Raw genomic sequence first — 15,209 nt, 5'->3', positions numbered from 1 at the left:
GGGATAAATAAAAAGTGTATAGTAAGATCGTTGTGTCTTTGAAATAAAATCGTACTGTTTGGAGTCCCGCCTCATCACCATCAAGTTAAAATTTTATAATGCTCCAAAACGAAAAATTTGAGTCTTTTATAACAATGAAGTTCATTTTATCGTTTTGGGGCAACCTGATCTGGTGATACGCCTTATAGATATTTTTACGTCTTTAATTTTTGTATTGACCTTAAAGTTACTTTAGGGTTTATGCTAAAGACAATTATATAAAAAAGCTTTTTTATGTCTATATATAATTAATCATAAGGTGAGGAAAGTCATATGGATATATACAATAGGAAAAATTTAGCTTTAGTTTTAGCATTATTTAATGTATTTATCGTATTTTTAGGAATTGGTCTTGTAGTTCCTGTAATGCCATCTTATATGAGGGCATTACATTTAGGCACTGACACTATGGGATATTTAATTGCTATGTTTGCATTTTTCAACTATTAACATCTCCTATTGCCGGAAGATGGGTAGATATATTTGGTCGAAAAAAATGATCATAGCAGGGTTAATTCTATTTTCCTTTTCTGAATTTTTATTTGGAGTTGGAAATCAAATATGGGTATTATTTCTTTCTAGAGCACTAGGAGGTGTTAGTTCTGCATGTATGATGCCGGCAGTCACTGCTTTTATAGCTGATACAACATCATTAGAAAACAGAGCAAAAGCATTAGGGTATTTATCAGCAGCTATTAGTACAGGATTCATAATTGGACCTGGTATTGGTGGCTTTATATCTGATTTTGGCATACGTGCACCGTTCTTTTTTGCAGCAGTAATTTCTGGTATCGCTGCGTGTTTTTCAGTATTCATTTTGAAAGATCCTGTATCTAAAGAACAACGAATTAAAATGCAAGATAACAAAATACAAGTTAGTTTTTTTTAAGAAATTAAACAATCTTTTCACCCTTTATATTTTATCCCACTATTACTTGTTTTTGTTTTAGGATGTGGTTTATCAGCTTATGAACATATGTTTAGCTTTGTTGTTGATAAAAAGTTTGGTTTTACACCTAAAGATATATCAATAATTATTTAAGTAAGCGCCATATTAGGAGTAATAGCACAAATCATGTTCTTTGAAAAATTAGTAAAAAAATTTGGTGAGAAAGGGATCATTAAATATAGCTTATTCATAGCCGCTATAATTATAGTTGTATCTACATTTGTCGGTAATTATTGGATGGTCGCGATTTTAACGTTTATCATCTTTTTGGCATTTGATTTACTTCGACCAGCAATTACAACATTACTTTCTAAAATAGCTGGAGAAAATCAAGGATTTATCGGAGGGATGAATTCTACTTATACAAGTCTCGGGAATATAATAGGGCCAGCAACGGGAGGCATTTTACTTAATGTAAATGTTAATCTACCATATATCTTTGCAGGATTAATTCTTACTATTGGATTTGGCATAACTGTATACTGATCCAAATATATAACAAAAAACAACAGAGATACATTTCCAATGCAATCCTGATCTTATTGACAGGTTTTTATTTAAACCGAAACCAGAAAGCTTACGTTTTTGTTTAATACATCCCTTAAGTTGATGTGGCGGTACCCCATTAATGAAAAGGAGTGTACGAATTGGGATATTTCAACCCTGAATTAATGAAAAGTAATCTAGACCTGGAAGAAGCAATACAAATTGTAAAAAACTATATAAAGAGATTAGCAGAAACATATGAAGATAAAGAGTATGCAGCGGAAGTTATTGAACGTATTTACAATGAGGATACTACTTGTGAGGATATCGACTTTATTTTAGAGTGTAAAAAGCTAACATAGGTATACTATTTCAAAAAAGACACTATAGAAAGTGTCTTTTTTTACGTTGACATCCTATCCTATGAAAGAAAATGTAGTGATTAATCATAGTTTGTTGGATTCTTCTTATATATGGTGCATAACTTGAAATTGTATAATACCTTTCCATAAATCCTCCCTATAGCTTCCAATTATATTTTGATAACCTGGAAGATTACTAGCAAGTAAATTGCCAAAACCTTCGACATCGTTGCGCCAATCGCGTTGTAATTCGCACGCTACACTAAACCAGTTCATAAGTTACACACCACTATGTGCCATACGCGTATTGGCGGCATCTGCAACTTGTTTACTGAAAGTTCCTGAAGCATCCGTAACAGCAAATACTTCATACCCAGCTTTTATAGCGGAAAGTGCTGGGAAAGCAACATAAACATCCGTAACTACGCCCGCGATGAGAAATGGTTTATGTCTATATTATTTTCTCTTCCAATTATTATATATTTTTAGCATACTATTACTATAAGGAGGGAGTGCAGAAATGGAAGAAAAGAAAGTGACGTGGTTAGAACTCTTTTATGATTTGTTATTTGTGGCGGCAGTGACGGCTGCGACTCATGTTTTACTTCATGTTGAAGATGGTCACATCCATGCAGAGTATTTAGTAAAGTTTGTCTTAATTTTTATTCCGATCTGGTGGGCTTGGGTAGGGCAAACCATCTTTGTTAACCGGTTTGGAAAAGATTTATTTCATCAACGAATTTTTTTGATCTTGCAAATGTTTTTTGTCCTAATAATGACATCAAGCTTATCAGCTGATTTTGATCCTTATTATCTTTCTTTTTTAATTGGCTATATTGGCTTAAGGGTCGTGACTGCAATTCAATATCTTGTGGTCCAGCGTATAGAAGAGGGGGCTCGAAAAAAAGCAGCCCTCTTTTTAGGAAGATATTTTTGGATTGGAATCGCTATTTCATTATTATCCGTCTTTTTTGATTCTTGGATTCGATATGCTGTGTTATATTTTGGGATTCTTATCGATATTATTGTACCACTGCTTGGAAGAAAGTGTTTAGAAAAGGTTCCTACAAATACAGCCCACTTGTTAGAGAGATTTGGTCTATTTTCTATTATTCTCTTTGGGGAAGCTCTTATAAGCACTCTTGTGGTCATTCAACCTAAACAAGGAAATTGGGATTCAATAAGCTTTGCGATTATTTCATTTATCCTCATTATTTCGATGTGGTGGCAATATTTCGATAACATGGAGAAGAAACTCGACAAGTCTAGACAAACTTCTGGTCAAATTATTATTTACGGTCATCTATTTATTTTAATGTCTTTGAGTATGGTTGCAGCATCCATTAGATTATTATTTTTACATGAGGTCTATTATTCTTTTATCTTATATTTTGTTTTTGGTTCTGTATTGCTCTATTTCCTGTCAACTACAATTGTTTTTCATCAATACAGGTTTGAACAACACCGCTTGAACATTTATCATTTATGCTTGTTTTTAGGGATTTTAGCAGTCTTTTTTATTATTAATTTAATTATAGTAGTGCCGAATATTACGATAATAGGACAATTAACCTTATTTTTTATCATCTATGCTAAATTAACAAGTACATAAATAAAAGCATCAAATAAACCAGTATCTAACTATAATACTGGTTTATATGTATATATTGGTAACTTTTACATTTGATATTAAATCTGATTATCCATAAATTGATTGTAGAGGTCTCGCCACATCGCTATCAAGTTAAGAAATACGTTCTTCCCATAAATGAAAAAAACGAACTGAACTTCTATGGACAACTATGAAAGAATGAAATTTTCATTTTGGAATAATTCAAAATCTTAGCTTGATGGGTATGGGGTACCGCCAACGAGACGCGAATTTTGCACGCTAAGCAAAAAAAATAAGCTGTCCACATGGCCAGCTTATTTACATAATTCTCGTTATTGGAAGTGGATTATTCTTGTGTAATATACGCAATCCAAGCGGTTACATCATAGGGGTCTGCATTTGGGTGTATGGCTTTTTCAAATAATCTGTAACTGTTAGTATCGTGTGCAGACATCCATTTCAATGTCCTTTTTGGTCCAAAGTACCATGTATCGTGCAGGTTACAGTAAATCTCCAAACTATCAACCAACAACCAATGAAACCTAAAGTTCCCCTCTATATCTCCCCGTTCCGAACGCTTTAACATCTTGTTAAGCCACTCTCTCAGAAACTCTTTCTGGGTATCTTGTAATGGTTCTGGACCTTGCTGGTATAGTTCCTGAATCTGGTTTAGAAAATTAGCACACAAACCTCGTTCATCCAAAATTGAATACCCGTTTTGGATGCGAAGGAAATCTGTTATGTCCCTTATTTTCTCAGTCGGGTAAATCCAAGCATCCAACTGCTTCTCCTGCAAAATATTTATATCGTTTGAATGGGTGGGTACATCAGTAAAGCATAACAAGTCAATGTCACTGTCCTCAGAGTAGTCACCGTTCGCATAGGAACCATAGACAATAACAGAGTGGCACTGATATTTGCTCACTAAATATTTCCTAATTTTATCTTCTAATCCCAGTTCCATAGTATCCTCCTAACGTTTTTGAAGAAGCCCCTGTCATTTTCCTTATTATACCATTCGGGTGAGGTGATACATCGTGTGATTTTGATTGTATAGGATATTCATATAAGGTTAACATAATGTCTCATTATCGTTAGCAAGTTTTTCATAGCATCCTTATTTTTACTAAATTTTTTGTCTCTATGTCTATCTATCTCTTATACAAGATTTTATACATCATTGATATAGCGGGGATTCTAGGGTCTTCGCTATTCTTTTTTGCATAAAATCTTGTATAGAAAAGTAGTTAGACTAGTGTGTTTTACTTCGGTCTATTTCAAAATATAATTGAAAATTCATCTTTAAATTAAAAAAAGAAGGTGTTACCTTTATATATTAATAACTTTGAAATATTGTATAACAGATAATTTTTATGCATTATTGATTAGCGTTGCTTATTGTGCTAACGAATCAGGATAGTGTGGCGACTGACTGACTAAATAGTTGCTTATCCTCAATTATTAAAAGGAAAGTTCTATCATTTCGCGAATTGATTAGACATAGACGAGTCCTATAATTTTCTATATATACATAAAGAGGTGACTACGCATGAATCAAAGACCTTCAGAAGAAGAATACGCTGGGAGCTCCGGCGAATATATCCGTTTGGTGCCAGACGGTAACATCATCGACATTCTGCTCGCCCAGGAAAAGCAAATGACCGAGCTCCTGGCATCGTTGACCGAAAGCCAGGCCGCATATCGGTATGCGGAAGGAAAATGGACACTGAAAGAAGTTGTGGGCCACATTACAGACGCGGAACGCGTCATAACCTACCGCCTGCTCCGGTTCGCAAGAGGGGACCAGACGCCGCTGACCGGTTTCGATCAGGAATTGTTCATGCCTCCTTTCGGAAGCTGGACAATCGCGCAACTGGCCGAAGACTACCAGGCCGTCCGGCAATCAACGGTCACATTGCTGCGCGGGCTACCGGCGGAGGCGTGGAACCGCAAGGGTACAGCCAACAACCTAAGCATTACGGCGCGCGCCCTCGCGTACGGCATCGCAGGACACGAACTTCATCACATGGGAGTCATCCGAAACCGGTACTTGAGTTAATCGTCGGCTGAGGCCTTTTGAATGGAACTAACACCTTTCATACAATCTTAGATACCGTTCTTATTGGGGCCCGCCCCACAACCATCAACTTAAGGATTTAGACTATTTTTGAAATTGAAAGCACATTACTATTCTCTTATGTTAATGAGAAAGGGTGACGTGCTTTTTATGATTATGCACTAAAAACAAGAGTTATCTTTATTTGCCGAAGAGTTATATCGATTTTTCTCATTTTGGGGTATTTGTTTTTCTTAGCTTGATGGTAGGGCACTACTCTATAATGGTCAAATTAAAATTTAAAACAGTTATAGAGACTCCATTTCTCGGAAATATTGTAACTATTAAGTTGTAAAAAGAACCGTAGTTTTTCATTTTTGAAAAGGCTAGGGTTCTTTTTAGTTGTAGCAAAGATATAATGGGAGGAAGTTTTTCTAAATCAAAAAAATTTGATTAATAAGTTGCATAATAAACTCACTAGCGTATATACTATAAACATCAAAAAAAGTTGATGAAGGGAAGTGAACTACAGTGGCACGAAATTTTCAGTTATATGAGAAAAAGTTTAAAGCGTTGGCTGATCAAAAACGTTTAGAAATCATGTATGAGCTTTGCCAGCGAGGCCAGACGTGTGTATGTGATTTGACAGAAGTTTTTGAAATGACGCAATCTAAGTTGTCCTATCATTTAAAGATCTTATTAGATGCAGGTTTAATTGTAAAAGAAACAAAAGGTACGTGGAGTTATTATGATTTAAATGATGCGGAAGTGAATAATTTATTATCAGAAGAATTGTGTTGTATCTTTAGAAAAACAGGAAAAGGTAGCTGCTGTTAAAATTTTGCACTATTAATCAAAAAAAATTGATTAAAGATATATATAAAGGAGGAATAAGGTATGAGATATGTTCACATCGGTATAAACGTTACGAATTTAGAGAAGTCTATTGAATTTTATGAAAAGGTATTTTGTGTATCACCAGTTAAAGTGAAAACAGATTATGCAAAATTTTTATTAGAGACGCCAGGACTTAACTTCACACTGAACGTAAGAGATGAAGTGAAGGGAAACCAAGTAAATTATTTCGGTTTCCAAGTGGATACAGCTGAAGAAATTACATTGCATAAAGAACGATTAGAAAAAGAAGGTTTCTTCGCGCGTGATGAGATGGATACGACTTGTTGCTATGCAGTACAAGATAAGTTTTGGGTAACGGATCCCGATGGTAATGAGTGGGAGTTCTTTTATACAAAAGCAGATAGTGATGTTCACAAAATAGAAGATCCATCTTGTTGTACGACTTCTAAAGTAGTAGAAAAAAATTCTTGTTGTTAATAGGAGATGGGAAATAAAATGAAACGTTTATCTTTTCTAGACCGCTATTTAACACTATGGATCTTTCTAGCGATGGCTGTTGGGATTGGTTTAGGGTTTGTGTTTCCTAGTGTAGTAGACGGACTACATACATTACAGGTTGGAACGACGTCTATTCCACTTGCTGTTGGTTTAATTGTAATGATGTATCCACCATTAGCGAAAGTTCGCTATGAGGAAATGGGCCGAGTATTTAAAGATGTAAAAGTGTTAGTTCTATCTTTAGTACAAAACTGGATTATTGGTCCGGTACTTATGTTTGTGTTAGCAATTATTTTTCTTCCTGATAAACCAGAATACATGGTTGGTCTCATTATGATTGGATTAGCACGTTGCATTGCAATGGTAATCGTTTGGAACGATCTTGCTGATGGGGATAAAGAGTATGCGGCAGGTTTAGTTGCTTTTAATTCGGTATTCCAAATGCTCTTTTTTTCAGTTTATGCATACGTATTTGTAACTGTAATTCCAGAATGGTTAGGGATTGAAGGTGCTATTGTCGATATTACAATGATAGAAGTAGCAAAATCAGTATTTATCTATTTGGGAATTCCTTTTATAGCAGGTATGTTGACACGCTTTGTACTAGTTAAGTTAAAAGGAAGACAGTGGTATGAAAAGGTGTTTATACCTAAAATTAGTCCACTTACATTACTTGCATTGCTATTTACGATCGTCATTATGTTTTCTTTAAAAGGAGAGATGATTGTTAGCGTGCCACTAGATGTGGTAAGAATAGCGATTCCGTTATTAATCTATTTTATCGTAATGTTTTTTGTATCTTTCTTTATGGGAAGAAAAATTGGTGCAAACTATCCGGTAACAACAACGTTAGCATTTACAGCAGGTAGTAATAACTTTGAGTTAGCAATTGCTGTAGCAGTTGGGGTGTTTGGTATTCATTCAGGCGCAGCATTTGCAGCAGTTATCGGACCATTAGTTGAAGTACCTGTAATGATTGCACTTGTAAACGTTGCTTTTTGGTTTAAACGTAAATATTTTAATGACCAACCAGTCTGAATTTAAAAATAAAGGTGGAAAATACCATGGAAAACAAAAAGACAATCTATTTCTTATGTACGGGAAATTCATGCCGAAGCCAAATGGCAGAAGCGTGGGGTAAACAATATTTAGGGGATAAGTGGAATGTGTATTCTGCAGGAATTGAAGCACATGGAGTAAATCCAAACGCAATTAAAGTAATGAACGAAGTAAATATCGACATAACAAATCAAACATCAGATATAATTGATGCAAACATTTTAAATAGTGCTGATTTAGTCGTTACGCTTTGTAGTCATGCGGATGCTGTATGCCCATCTACTCCGCAGCATGTGAATCGTGTTCACTGGGGATTTGATGATCCAGCAGGAAAAGAATGGTCTGAATTTCAACGTGTTCGCGATGAAATTGGAGAACGTATAAAGCGATTTTCTGAAACAGGGGAGTAAATAAAGGAAAGAGTCAATCTTCTATTGTGTTGGAGATTGGCTCTTTTTTATTATGTATTTCATTTACTTATCGCATCGCTTTAAAACCACTCTTAGAAATAATACAGAATATTATGTGAATATGGTAAAGTTTCATTTTATAATTTTTACTTTATTAAAAGTTGATTTGTTAGAAAGGATAATCATTTATTGATATAATGAATGGATGCGTGGCAGGAAATAGATAGAAAGATACTGCTAGTAATTTATACTTAAAATGTAGGGAGATTGAACAGAGTTATGGGGACAGAAAAAGAAATTAGTTCCGCTAAATTAATATGGAAGATGACGCGCCCACATACATTAACGGCGACGTTTTCTCCTGTAATTTTAGGAACAGTGGCATCACTTTATGTTGCCAAAATTGATTGGCTGTTATTTATTGCGATGATGGTTGCATGTTTAGCATTGCAAATAGCAACGAACTTATTTAATGAGTACTATGATTTCAAACGTGGATTAGATACCGCTGAATCCGTTGGCATCGGTGGCGGAATTGTCCGTCATGGATTGAAGCCAAAAAATGTGTTAACAGTTGCGCTTTTATTATATGTCGTAGCAGCACTTATCGGCATTTATATTTGTATGAATAGCAGCTGGTGGTTAGTTGTCATTGGTTTAATTGGGATGGCAGTTGGCTATTTATATACAGGCGGTCCATTACCAATTGCGTACACCCCGTTTGGAGAATTAGTTTCCGGATTGTTAATGGGGACATGTTTTGTACTCATTGCTTTCTTTATTCAAACGAATACGATAACGATTGAAAGTGTATTGATTTCCATTCCAATTGGAATTTTAGTCGGTGCAATCAATATGTCGAATAACATCAGAGATATCGAAGAAGATATTAAAGGTGGAAGAAAGACATTAGTAATCCTCCTTGGAAGAGAGAAAGCTGTGGTAACACTAGCGGTAGCCTTTTTCATTGCGTATTTATGGATTGCCGTAATTGTATTAATGGGTTATATAAGCCCTTGGGCATTAGTTATGTTCCTAGGTTTGAGAAAGCCAATTTCTGCGATTCAAAGTTTCCAAAAAGGGGCAAAGGATCCTGGATATATGCGCATCGCAATGAAATCAACAGCGATGACAAATACGATTTTCGGCTTCTTGTTGTCAGCAGGATTATTAATTAGTTATTTGTTTTAAATAACTTAACCCCAATTTCTCGATTTTAGTATAGAGAAATTGGGGTTTTATTTTGAGTTTTTTACGTTATAAACTATTATCATTTGAAATGTATATACCAATAAATTGCAACTTCATCACTTGTCTTATCCAAACCTTTATAAACAAGAAAATCACACCCACCAATTACAAATCCGCATTTTTCATAGAACTTACATGCTGCGACATTATTATTTTGCGTTTCAAGCATGATACCTGGCATATTGCCTTTTTTTGCCCACTGCTTTGCTTGATCAACTAATCTTTTACCAACTCCGAGTGTACGATATTTTTTATCTACCGTTATATCTTCTATGTAAGCATAGTGGTTCCAATTCTTTTTCAATACCATTAATCCAATGATTTGGTTATGTAACAGTGCTATGTAAATGACTTGATTAGGTTTATTTATATATTCATTGTAAGCCAGTTCTTCATTATCATCTTGATTTTGTAAATAACTTTTTTCATAACTCGGAACGTCTTCTACTGTATATTCTATACGTTTATTTCCTTTGGAAAGAGAAAGAATTAACCGAGCATTCACTATAAAACTGTCATCAATCTCCGGGAGATTATCTAAATCATTTGTTTCTAACTCTCTAATTACAAGGTTCATCGGGGCACCTCCACATAATAATATTTCTTCTAGTTCTTCATTTGGTTCAAATGAATTCCAATTACAAAATTATAATAGAATTTCAATAGTACGGCTATCTTTGTATTTTATCTTTATACCAGCATGTTGTTATCTTGATATGAAAATATTGTTTAGAAAGAGTAGTATCTTTTATTTTGGATGTATATCCAGTTTTCAAATTTAACTGTAGTAGAGAAACAAATATTTTTTTAAAGAGTGGATGCCATACGTTATTCTTTAACTAAATTCGACATTATCTGCATTTTATCTTCACCTTCCCCTATTAATCTATTTATTGTAAACATCAGCTGGAGTTAATGCTCAGCTGTATAAATAATGAATATAAAAATTAATAGGGAAAGGATCGAAAAATAATGAAAGAATCACAAAGTAAGAAAAAAACAAGTCGACTAACTAAGGTAATAATATCTCTAGGAGTTGTTTTAGCAACGACCTTTTTCACCTTCTTTTTAATAGGAAAATGGAACTCTATCCCAGCGAAGGGAATAGCTAACGAAAGTAGTAATCAAGTTAACACGCAACAACAAGAAAAGAAAAAAGAAACACCACCAGCAAAACAGAAAAGACCTGATGGAAAACCGGTGGGAAAGGTTGTTTATTTAACATTCGATGATGGTCCTAGCGAACTAACTGGGAAATTTTTAGATGTACTAAAAGAGCAACATGTCGCCTCGACATTTTTTATGCAAGGTAGCAATTTACAAAATACAGGTTTTCAGGAAAACGTAAAACGAGCGGTAAAAGAAGGACATTATATTGGTGCTCATAGTATGACACATAATAGTGATAAGCTATACAAAAAAGGACAATTTGTACCGGAGATGAAAGAAACGTTAGCTCTTATCCATAATATTACGGGTACAACTCCTAAATTAGTTCGTCCGCCATATGGATCTGCACCAGGATTAAAGGGTGAGGAAATTCGTAACCAAATTGTAGAAGCAGCAATAAAAGTTTGGGATTGGACAATAGACTCAAATGATTGGAAATTAAAAGATAATCCAACTCAGATTATCGATAATGTAAAGAAACAGACAACAGAAGAAGTAGAAGTTGTTTTAATGCATGAAAAGGCGCAAACATTACAAGCCCTTCCTGAAATTATTAAATTTTATAAAGAGCAAGGGTATGGATTTGGGGTATATAATGACGAGGATCATTTTCGTCTAAACTTCCAAAAAGATCAACGTCTATAGTATAAACATAGTTATTTTAAAAAGGTGTTTTTATTACTAAATCAATAATTAAGCCAAAAGACGATTTCCTATACGATAAAGAAATCGTCTTTTTCTTTTGCTACAGGTAGCTCCTTAGAGAGGTAACTTTATTTTTTCGATAGCTCTTATTCACTGTTACAGTGTCTATGTCCGTTATGATAATGACTCATTATGGGAGATTAAGAAAAACTTAAGTTATTTATTTACTTTTTATTAAGATATACCCATTATATTTAGAAAGGTCTTATACAACATATTTATCATTTTAAAATTTAAAAATATAAATATTATTATAAATATATTAATTAACGAAAGGTGAAATTTAAACATGAAAGAATTATTATTTAAAATTGCTGGAGTAGTTGTAGTGCTAATTATAGTGTGTTCGGGATTAACTTTTACAGAAAACGAAATTATAGATAGATATAATCCACTTGTGATAGAAAAAGATGTCTATGCTCTTACTAAGGAACCATCTGAACCTGACCCTGATTACCCTAGGAGATTTATGTATATGCTAAATGGAGTGGATGAATCAGGAAAGGAATCGGTAATTAAGGTAGGGATTACCGGCCAACATGAATATCAAGATACTTATATAAAAGTTCGAGTAAAAGGAGGTTATGTTTTTTCATTAGAAGAAGTAAAAGAAAGTGATGTTCCAGAAAAAGCAAAAGAAAAAATTAAAAAATAATCAAGGAATAGTTATCTCATTGATGTATTACATTTGTGTATATGTGTTTCGTTCTAAAAATTTATCCTAGAAAGAAGGTTATGCTGCTTTTCAAACATGTAGTTTTTGTAAGAAAATATTTACATACCTCCTCGCAAATATGTTAGAAAAATCTTTGTAGCACTTGAAAATGTTTGATGTTTTTTCCAAAGAATATTTAGTCCAGCCTCTAGCTTAGGAGATAGGGGGCGGAAGCAAAGTGTACTTTCCCCAGACGTATTCATAAGCTTATCAATACATAATGCGTAGCCTATATTTTCTTTTACGAGTAAGGATGCATTATAGAGTAAATTATATGTACCTATAACATTCAAGTTTTCAATTTCCTCTCCAAGCCATCCTGATAATTCATTACTTACAGCCGTTTGTCTTGATATGATAAGAGGTTTATTTAGTAAGTCTGTTGGATGGATATAAGCTTTTTCCGCTAAGGGACTGTCTTTTCGCATAAGTACGCCCCATACATCAGTAGCTGGCAACTTTAAGTAGTCATATTTTTGTTTATTTGCTGGCTCAATAACGATACCAAAATCTAATAAACCACTATCTAATTTTGTTGTAACGTCATCAGCGTTGCCGCTATATAAATGAAATTTAATGTTAGGGTGATGGACAACAACTTTTTTTATAGTTTGTGCAATGAACTGCATTGCCTCTGTTTCTCCAGCTCCAATATGAATTTCTCCACTAATAATTTCAGATTTTTGGTTAAAATTAGCTTCTGTTTTTTCTATTAAATCCACAATTTCTTTTGCTCGATCTAATAAAAACATACCTTCGTCTGTTAAAGTGATTTTTCGATTTCCTCGCACAAATAAAGTAGTTCCAAGCTCTTCTTCCAGGTTGTTTAACTGTCTTGATAATGTAGGTTGAGATAAATGCAATGCATTTGCAGCAGCAGATATATTCTCTTGCGTTGCTACCGCAATGAAGTAGCGTAATACACGTATGTCCAAAAAACTCTTCTCCTTCGTATGCCTATTTGTTATGGGAATGTATTCAATATAGGTATTTGTTATCTCAATAATACCATTTTATAATCACATTACCAAAAGCATTGATAAGAAGTGAAAGAGGAGTTGAAGTGTTTTTTATGAAGAATTCAAAAAGTGTATTAATTTTTATATTAGCAGTAGGGGTTTTCGGTATTCTTAATACTGAAATGGGATATATTGGCTTGCTTCCGGCATTATCAGATCATTTTGATGTAAGTGTTTCGAAGGTAAGTTTAATGGTTAGTTTGTTCGCGCTCGCCATTGCCATTGCGGCTCCAACGCTTCCTTTAGTTTTTTCGGGTGTAAATCGAAAAACGGTTATGTTGTTCGTACTAGCAATCTTTATTATCGGCAACGTTATTTCAATTTTTACAACGAATTTTACAGTTGCTTTAGTTGCACGAGTAATTCCGGCTTTCTTTCATCCAGTGTACGTATCGATGGCTTTATCAGTAGCAGCAACTTCAGTTAGTGCAAAAGAAGCTCCAAAAGCAGTTGCCAAAGTGTTTATTGGGGTTTCAGCTGGTATGGTTTTAGGTGTACCGATTGTCAACTTTTTAGCAAATGTATTTACACTTGAAATATCATTAACATTTTTTGCACTTGTTAATATTTTTGCGTTTATTATGACAATCGTATTTATTCCCTCTATGCCTGTTCAGAAAAAGCTTTCTTATGGTTCGCAGCTTAAGATTTTAACGAAAGGTATCACATGGCTATCCATACTTGCTGTAACTTTTTTAAATGGAGCGGTATTTGGAATTTATAGTTATCTAGCCGAATATTTAGATGTAGTTACGAAAATGTCGCCGTATATGATAAGTATCATGCTATTTTTTTATGGGTTAGCAAATATTGTCGGGAATATTCTTGCAGGGAGATTACTGACAATAGCTCCTTTCCGTACGGTAATCATTTATCCCATTGCTCTAATGATATTATATTTTGTCTTTTTCTTTGTATCAGATCTTGCGATACCAACTGCAATTTTTATTGTAATTTGGGGTGTTTTTGGCGGGATTGGTGGTAATGTCAATCAATATTGGATGATGTCTTCAGCACCTAATTCACCAGATTTCGCTAATGGATTATTTTTAACTTCTTGTAATTTAGGGACTACAATTGGTACTGGGATCGCAGGGATAATTATTGCACAAATTGGAACGAAATATATTTTATTTGTAGGCATGTTTGCATTAGTATTAGGGTTTATTTGTATTCTGCTTCGAAATATGTTGTATAAATCTACAAATGCCTAAGTGCTATTTTGCGTTACATTACTAAGGAAAAGCGCATTTAATATAAAAGGGACTCTTAATTTTATAAGAGTTCTTTTTTGCAATCCCAATAAATTCTTCTCAATAATTGAAAATAAAATCAATCCGGATTATTATATTGTTATTGTAAATTTATTTTATTGAAGGAGGATACATAGATGAAAAGCTCAAAAGGCTCTATTGAATCAGAGATAAGCAAAGCAATTACTCACTGGGAAAAGGACTATCTAGGACGCGGGTCTATATCCGTTAAGACAGATATATTACGGGATATGATTATCGTAAATTTACAAGGTGTTTTAACGCCGGCTGAATATAGTGTTTGCGAAACAAAAGACGGGATGCTAACGATAAAGAAGAATCGTTCGGAGCTAGTTGAATCTGGAATTGATGATCTGAAAGAGATTATACTAGAATTAACTGGAGAGAAAGTGAAAAGCTTTCATACGGATATAAGCTCCCGTACAGGCGAACGAGTAATGATTTTTAAATTGCTTCATAATCTTGAGGAGAAATTTTAAAAATACCTTAAGGTTAGTGGAAGGATTAAGAAACCTACAAGTTTTGCACTTTATTAACAGGCTAATAATTAAAAACTTGAAGTTATTTAGGTATAATAAAACTTAATTCTAATAACTCTTAAAAAACGGATAAATAAATTGACAAACTGCTTAATATGGTTTATCTTATAATTGTTTTAAAAAATTGATAGATGCTCATTTTAACAGCTTGCTATAATTAAGGCTTTAGCATTTTTTTAATATGTCATATTGACTAAATGAAAAAGT

Annotated in this window: 15 protein-coding genes and 2 pseudogenes; 13 read left to right on the top strand and 4 right to left on the bottom strand. The window is 33.9% G+C overall.

Features of this window, described 5'->3' with window-relative positions:
- Positions 1–312: 312 nt before the first annotated feature.
- A pseudogene (locus tag BHV55_RS15875) lies at positions 313–1,474 on the top strand (MFS transporter).
- A gap of 161 nt (positions 1,475–1,635) precedes the next feature.
- Positions 1,636–1,836 (top strand): hypothetical protein, encoded by a 201-nt coding sequence (locus BHV55_RS15870; protein ID WP_065703698.1) that lies wholly within the window; start codon positions 1,636–1,638, stop codon positions 1,834–1,836.
- A 105-nt stretch (positions 1,837–1,941) separates the two neighbouring features.
- Here the strand turns inward: BHV55_RS15870 and BHV55_RS15865 are convergent.
- Positions 1,942–2,283: pseudogene (locus tag BHV55_RS15865) on the bottom strand (isochorismatase family protein); the annotation flags it as partial.
- A gap of 73 nt (positions 2,284–2,356) precedes the next feature.
- Here BHV55_RS15865 and BHV55_RS15860 point away from each other — a divergent pair.
- A complete protein-coding gene (locus BHV55_RS15860) occupies positions 2,357–3,448 on the top strand; it encodes a low temperature requirement protein A (RefSeq protein ID WP_070756718.1) in 1,092 nt (363 codons plus the stop codon).
- A 346-nt stretch (positions 3,449–3,794) separates the two neighbouring features.
- Here the strand turns inward: BHV55_RS15860 and BHV55_RS15855 are convergent, their stop codons facing one another.
- Entirely contained in the window at positions 3,795–4,412 is a 618-nt protein-coding gene (locus BHV55_RS15855) for a nucleotidyltransferase domain-containing protein (protein ID WP_070756716.1), read from the bottom strand.
- Positions 4,413–4,997: 585 nt separating this feature from the next.
- On the opposite strand from BHV55_RS15855, the gene BHV55_RS15850 reads away from it, so the two are divergent.
- The 6 genes from BHV55_RS15850 (at position 4,998) to menA (ending at position 9,520) form a co-directional block, all read left to right on the top strand.
- On the top strand, positions 4,998–5,507 hold the full coding sequence (locus tag BHV55_RS15850; protein ID WP_070756714.1) for a DinB family protein: 510 nt from the start codon (positions 4,998–5,000) through the stop codon (positions 5,505–5,507).
- Positions 5,508–6,035: 528 nt separating this feature from the next.
- Positions 6,036–6,341 (top strand): arsenical resistance operon transcriptional regulator ArsR, encoded by a 306-nt coding sequence (arsR, locus tag BHV55_RS15845; RefSeq protein ID WP_048568424.1) that lies wholly within the window; start codon positions 6,036–6,038, stop codon positions 6,339–6,341.
- A gap of 60 nt (positions 6,342–6,401) precedes the next feature.
- Positions 6,402–6,839 (top strand): ArsI/CadI family heavy metal resistance metalloenzyme, encoded by a 438-nt coding sequence (locus BHV55_RS15840; protein ID WP_070756712.1) that lies wholly within the window; start codon positions 6,402–6,404, stop codon positions 6,837–6,839.
- Positions 6,840–6,857: 18 nt separating this feature from the next.
- Positions 6,858–7,898 (top strand): ACR3 family arsenite efflux transporter, encoded by a 1,041-nt coding sequence (gene arsB / locus BHV55_RS15835; protein ID WP_048568426.1) that lies wholly within the window; start codon positions 6,858–6,860, stop codon positions 7,896–7,898.
- Between the two features lie 26 nt (positions 7,899–7,924).
- On the top strand, positions 7,925–8,329 hold the full coding sequence (gene arsC / locus BHV55_RS15830) for an arsenate reductase (thioredoxin) (RefSeq protein ID WP_070756710.1): 405 nt from the start codon (positions 7,925–7,927) through the stop codon (positions 8,327–8,329).
- Between the two features lie 279 nt (positions 8,330–8,608).
- Positions 8,609–9,520: a 1,4-dihydroxy-2-naphthoate polyprenyltransferase gene (gene menA, locus BHV55_RS15825; RefSeq protein WP_070756708.1), complete on the top strand. Its 912-nt coding sequence runs from the start codon at positions 8,609–8,611 to the stop codon at positions 9,518–9,520.
- A 79-nt stretch (positions 9,521–9,599) separates the two neighbouring features.
- On the opposite strand, the gene satA is transcribed toward menA, so the two are convergent.
- Positions 9,600–10,157 carry a streptothricin N-acetyltransferase SatA gene (gene satA / locus BHV55_RS15820; protein ID WP_070756706.1) on the bottom strand — a complete coding sequence of 186 codons (558 nt, stop codon included), beginning with the start codon at positions 10,155–10,157 and terminating at the stop codon, positions 9,600–9,602.
- Positions 10,158–10,552: 395 nt separating this feature from the next.
- Here satA and BHV55_RS15815 point away from each other — a divergent pair, with 395 nt between their 5' ends.
- Both BHV55_RS15815 and BHV55_RS15810 read left to right on the top strand, forming a co-directional pair.
- The gene (locus BHV55_RS15815; protein ID WP_000665174.1) at positions 10,553–11,395 is read left to right on the top strand and encodes a polysaccharide deacetylase family protein; all 843 of its coding nucleotides are present in this window, start codon (positions 10,553–10,555) and stop codon (positions 11,393–11,395) included.
- Positions 11,396–11,744: 349 nt separating this feature from the next.
- Positions 11,745–12,110 (top strand): YxeA family protein, encoded by a 366-nt coding sequence (locus BHV55_RS15810; RefSeq protein WP_070756704.1) that lies wholly within the window; start codon positions 11,745–11,747, stop codon positions 12,108–12,110.
- A gap of 119 nt (positions 12,111–12,229) precedes the next feature.
- On the opposite strand, the gene BHV55_RS15805 is transcribed toward BHV55_RS15810, so the two are convergent.
- Positions 12,230–13,105, bottom strand: coding sequence for a LysR family transcriptional regulator (locus BHV55_RS15805; RefSeq protein ID WP_070756702.1), 876 nt, complete (start codon positions 13,103–13,105; stop codon positions 12,230–12,232).
- A gap of 137 nt (positions 13,106–13,242) precedes the next feature.
- On the opposite strand from BHV55_RS15805, the gene BHV55_RS15800 reads away from it, so the two are divergent.
- Together BHV55_RS15800 and BHV55_RS15795 are read left to right on the top strand one after the other, a co-directional pair.
- The gene (locus tag BHV55_RS15800; protein ID WP_070757037.1) at positions 13,243–14,403 is read left to right on the top strand and encodes an MFS transporter; all 1,161 of its coding nucleotides are present in this window, start codon (positions 13,243–13,245) and stop codon (positions 14,401–14,403) included.
- 176 nt (positions 14,404–14,579) lie between these two features.
- The gene (locus tag BHV55_RS15795) at positions 14,580–14,942 is read left to right on the top strand and encodes a Na-translocating system protein MpsC family protein (protein ID WP_000842548.1); all 363 of its coding nucleotides are present in this window, start codon (positions 14,580–14,582) and stop codon (positions 14,940–14,942) included.
- Positions 14,943–15,209 lie beyond the last annotated feature (267 nt).

Origin of the sequence: Bacillus sp. RZ2MS9 (assembly GCF_001816185.2) — a bacterium.
In the GTDB taxonomy this organism is placed as follows: Bacteria; Bacillota; Bacilli; order Bacillales; family Bacillaceae_G; genus Bacillus_A; species Bacillus_A cereus.
This window is presented reverse-complemented; position numbering and strand designations above follow the sequence as displayed.

Coding starts and splice junctions, on each gene's coding strand:
- BHV55_RS15860 (WP_070756718.1), top strand. CDS start 2,357: ATGGAAGAAAAGAAAGTGACGTGGTTAGAACTCTTTTATGATTTGTTA.
- BHV55_RS15810 (WP_070756704.1), top strand. CDS start 11,745: ATGAAAGAATTATTATTTAAAATTGCTGGAGTAGTTGTAGTGCTAATT.
- BHV55_RS15855 (WP_070756716.1), bottom strand. CDS start 4,412: ATGGAACTGGGATTAGAAGATAAAATTAGGAAATATTTAGTGAGCAAA.
- satA (WP_070756706.1), bottom strand. CDS start 10,157: ATGAACCTTGTAATTAGAGAGTTAGAAACAAATGATTTAGATAATCTC.
- BHV55_RS15795 (WP_000842548.1), top strand. CDS start 14,580: ATGAAAAGCTCAAAAGGCTCTATTGAATCAGAGATAAGCAAAGCAATT.
- BHV55_RS15800 (WP_070757037.1), top strand. CDS start 13,243: ATGAAGAATTCAAAAAGTGTATTAATTTTTATATTAGCAGTAGGGGTT.
- menA (WP_070756708.1), top strand. CDS start 8,609: ATGGGGACAGAAAAAGAAATTAGTTCCGCTAAATTAATATGGAAGATG.
- arsB (WP_048568426.1), top strand. CDS start 6,858: ATGAAACGTTTATCTTTTCTAGACCGCTATTTAACACTATGGATCTTT.
- BHV55_RS15815 (WP_000665174.1), top strand. CDS start 10,553: ATGAAAGAATCACAAAGTAAGAAAAAAACAAGTCGACTAACTAAGGTA.
- BHV55_RS15850 (WP_070756714.1), top strand. CDS start 4,998: ATGAATCAAAGACCTTCAGAAGAAGAATACGCTGGGAGCTCCGGCGAA.
- BHV55_RS15840 (WP_070756712.1), top strand. CDS start 6,402: ATGAGATATGTTCACATCGGTATAAACGTTACGAATTTAGAGAAGTCT.
- arsC (WP_070756710.1), top strand. CDS start 7,925: ATGGAAAACAAAAAGACAATCTATTTCTTATGTACGGGAAATTCATGC.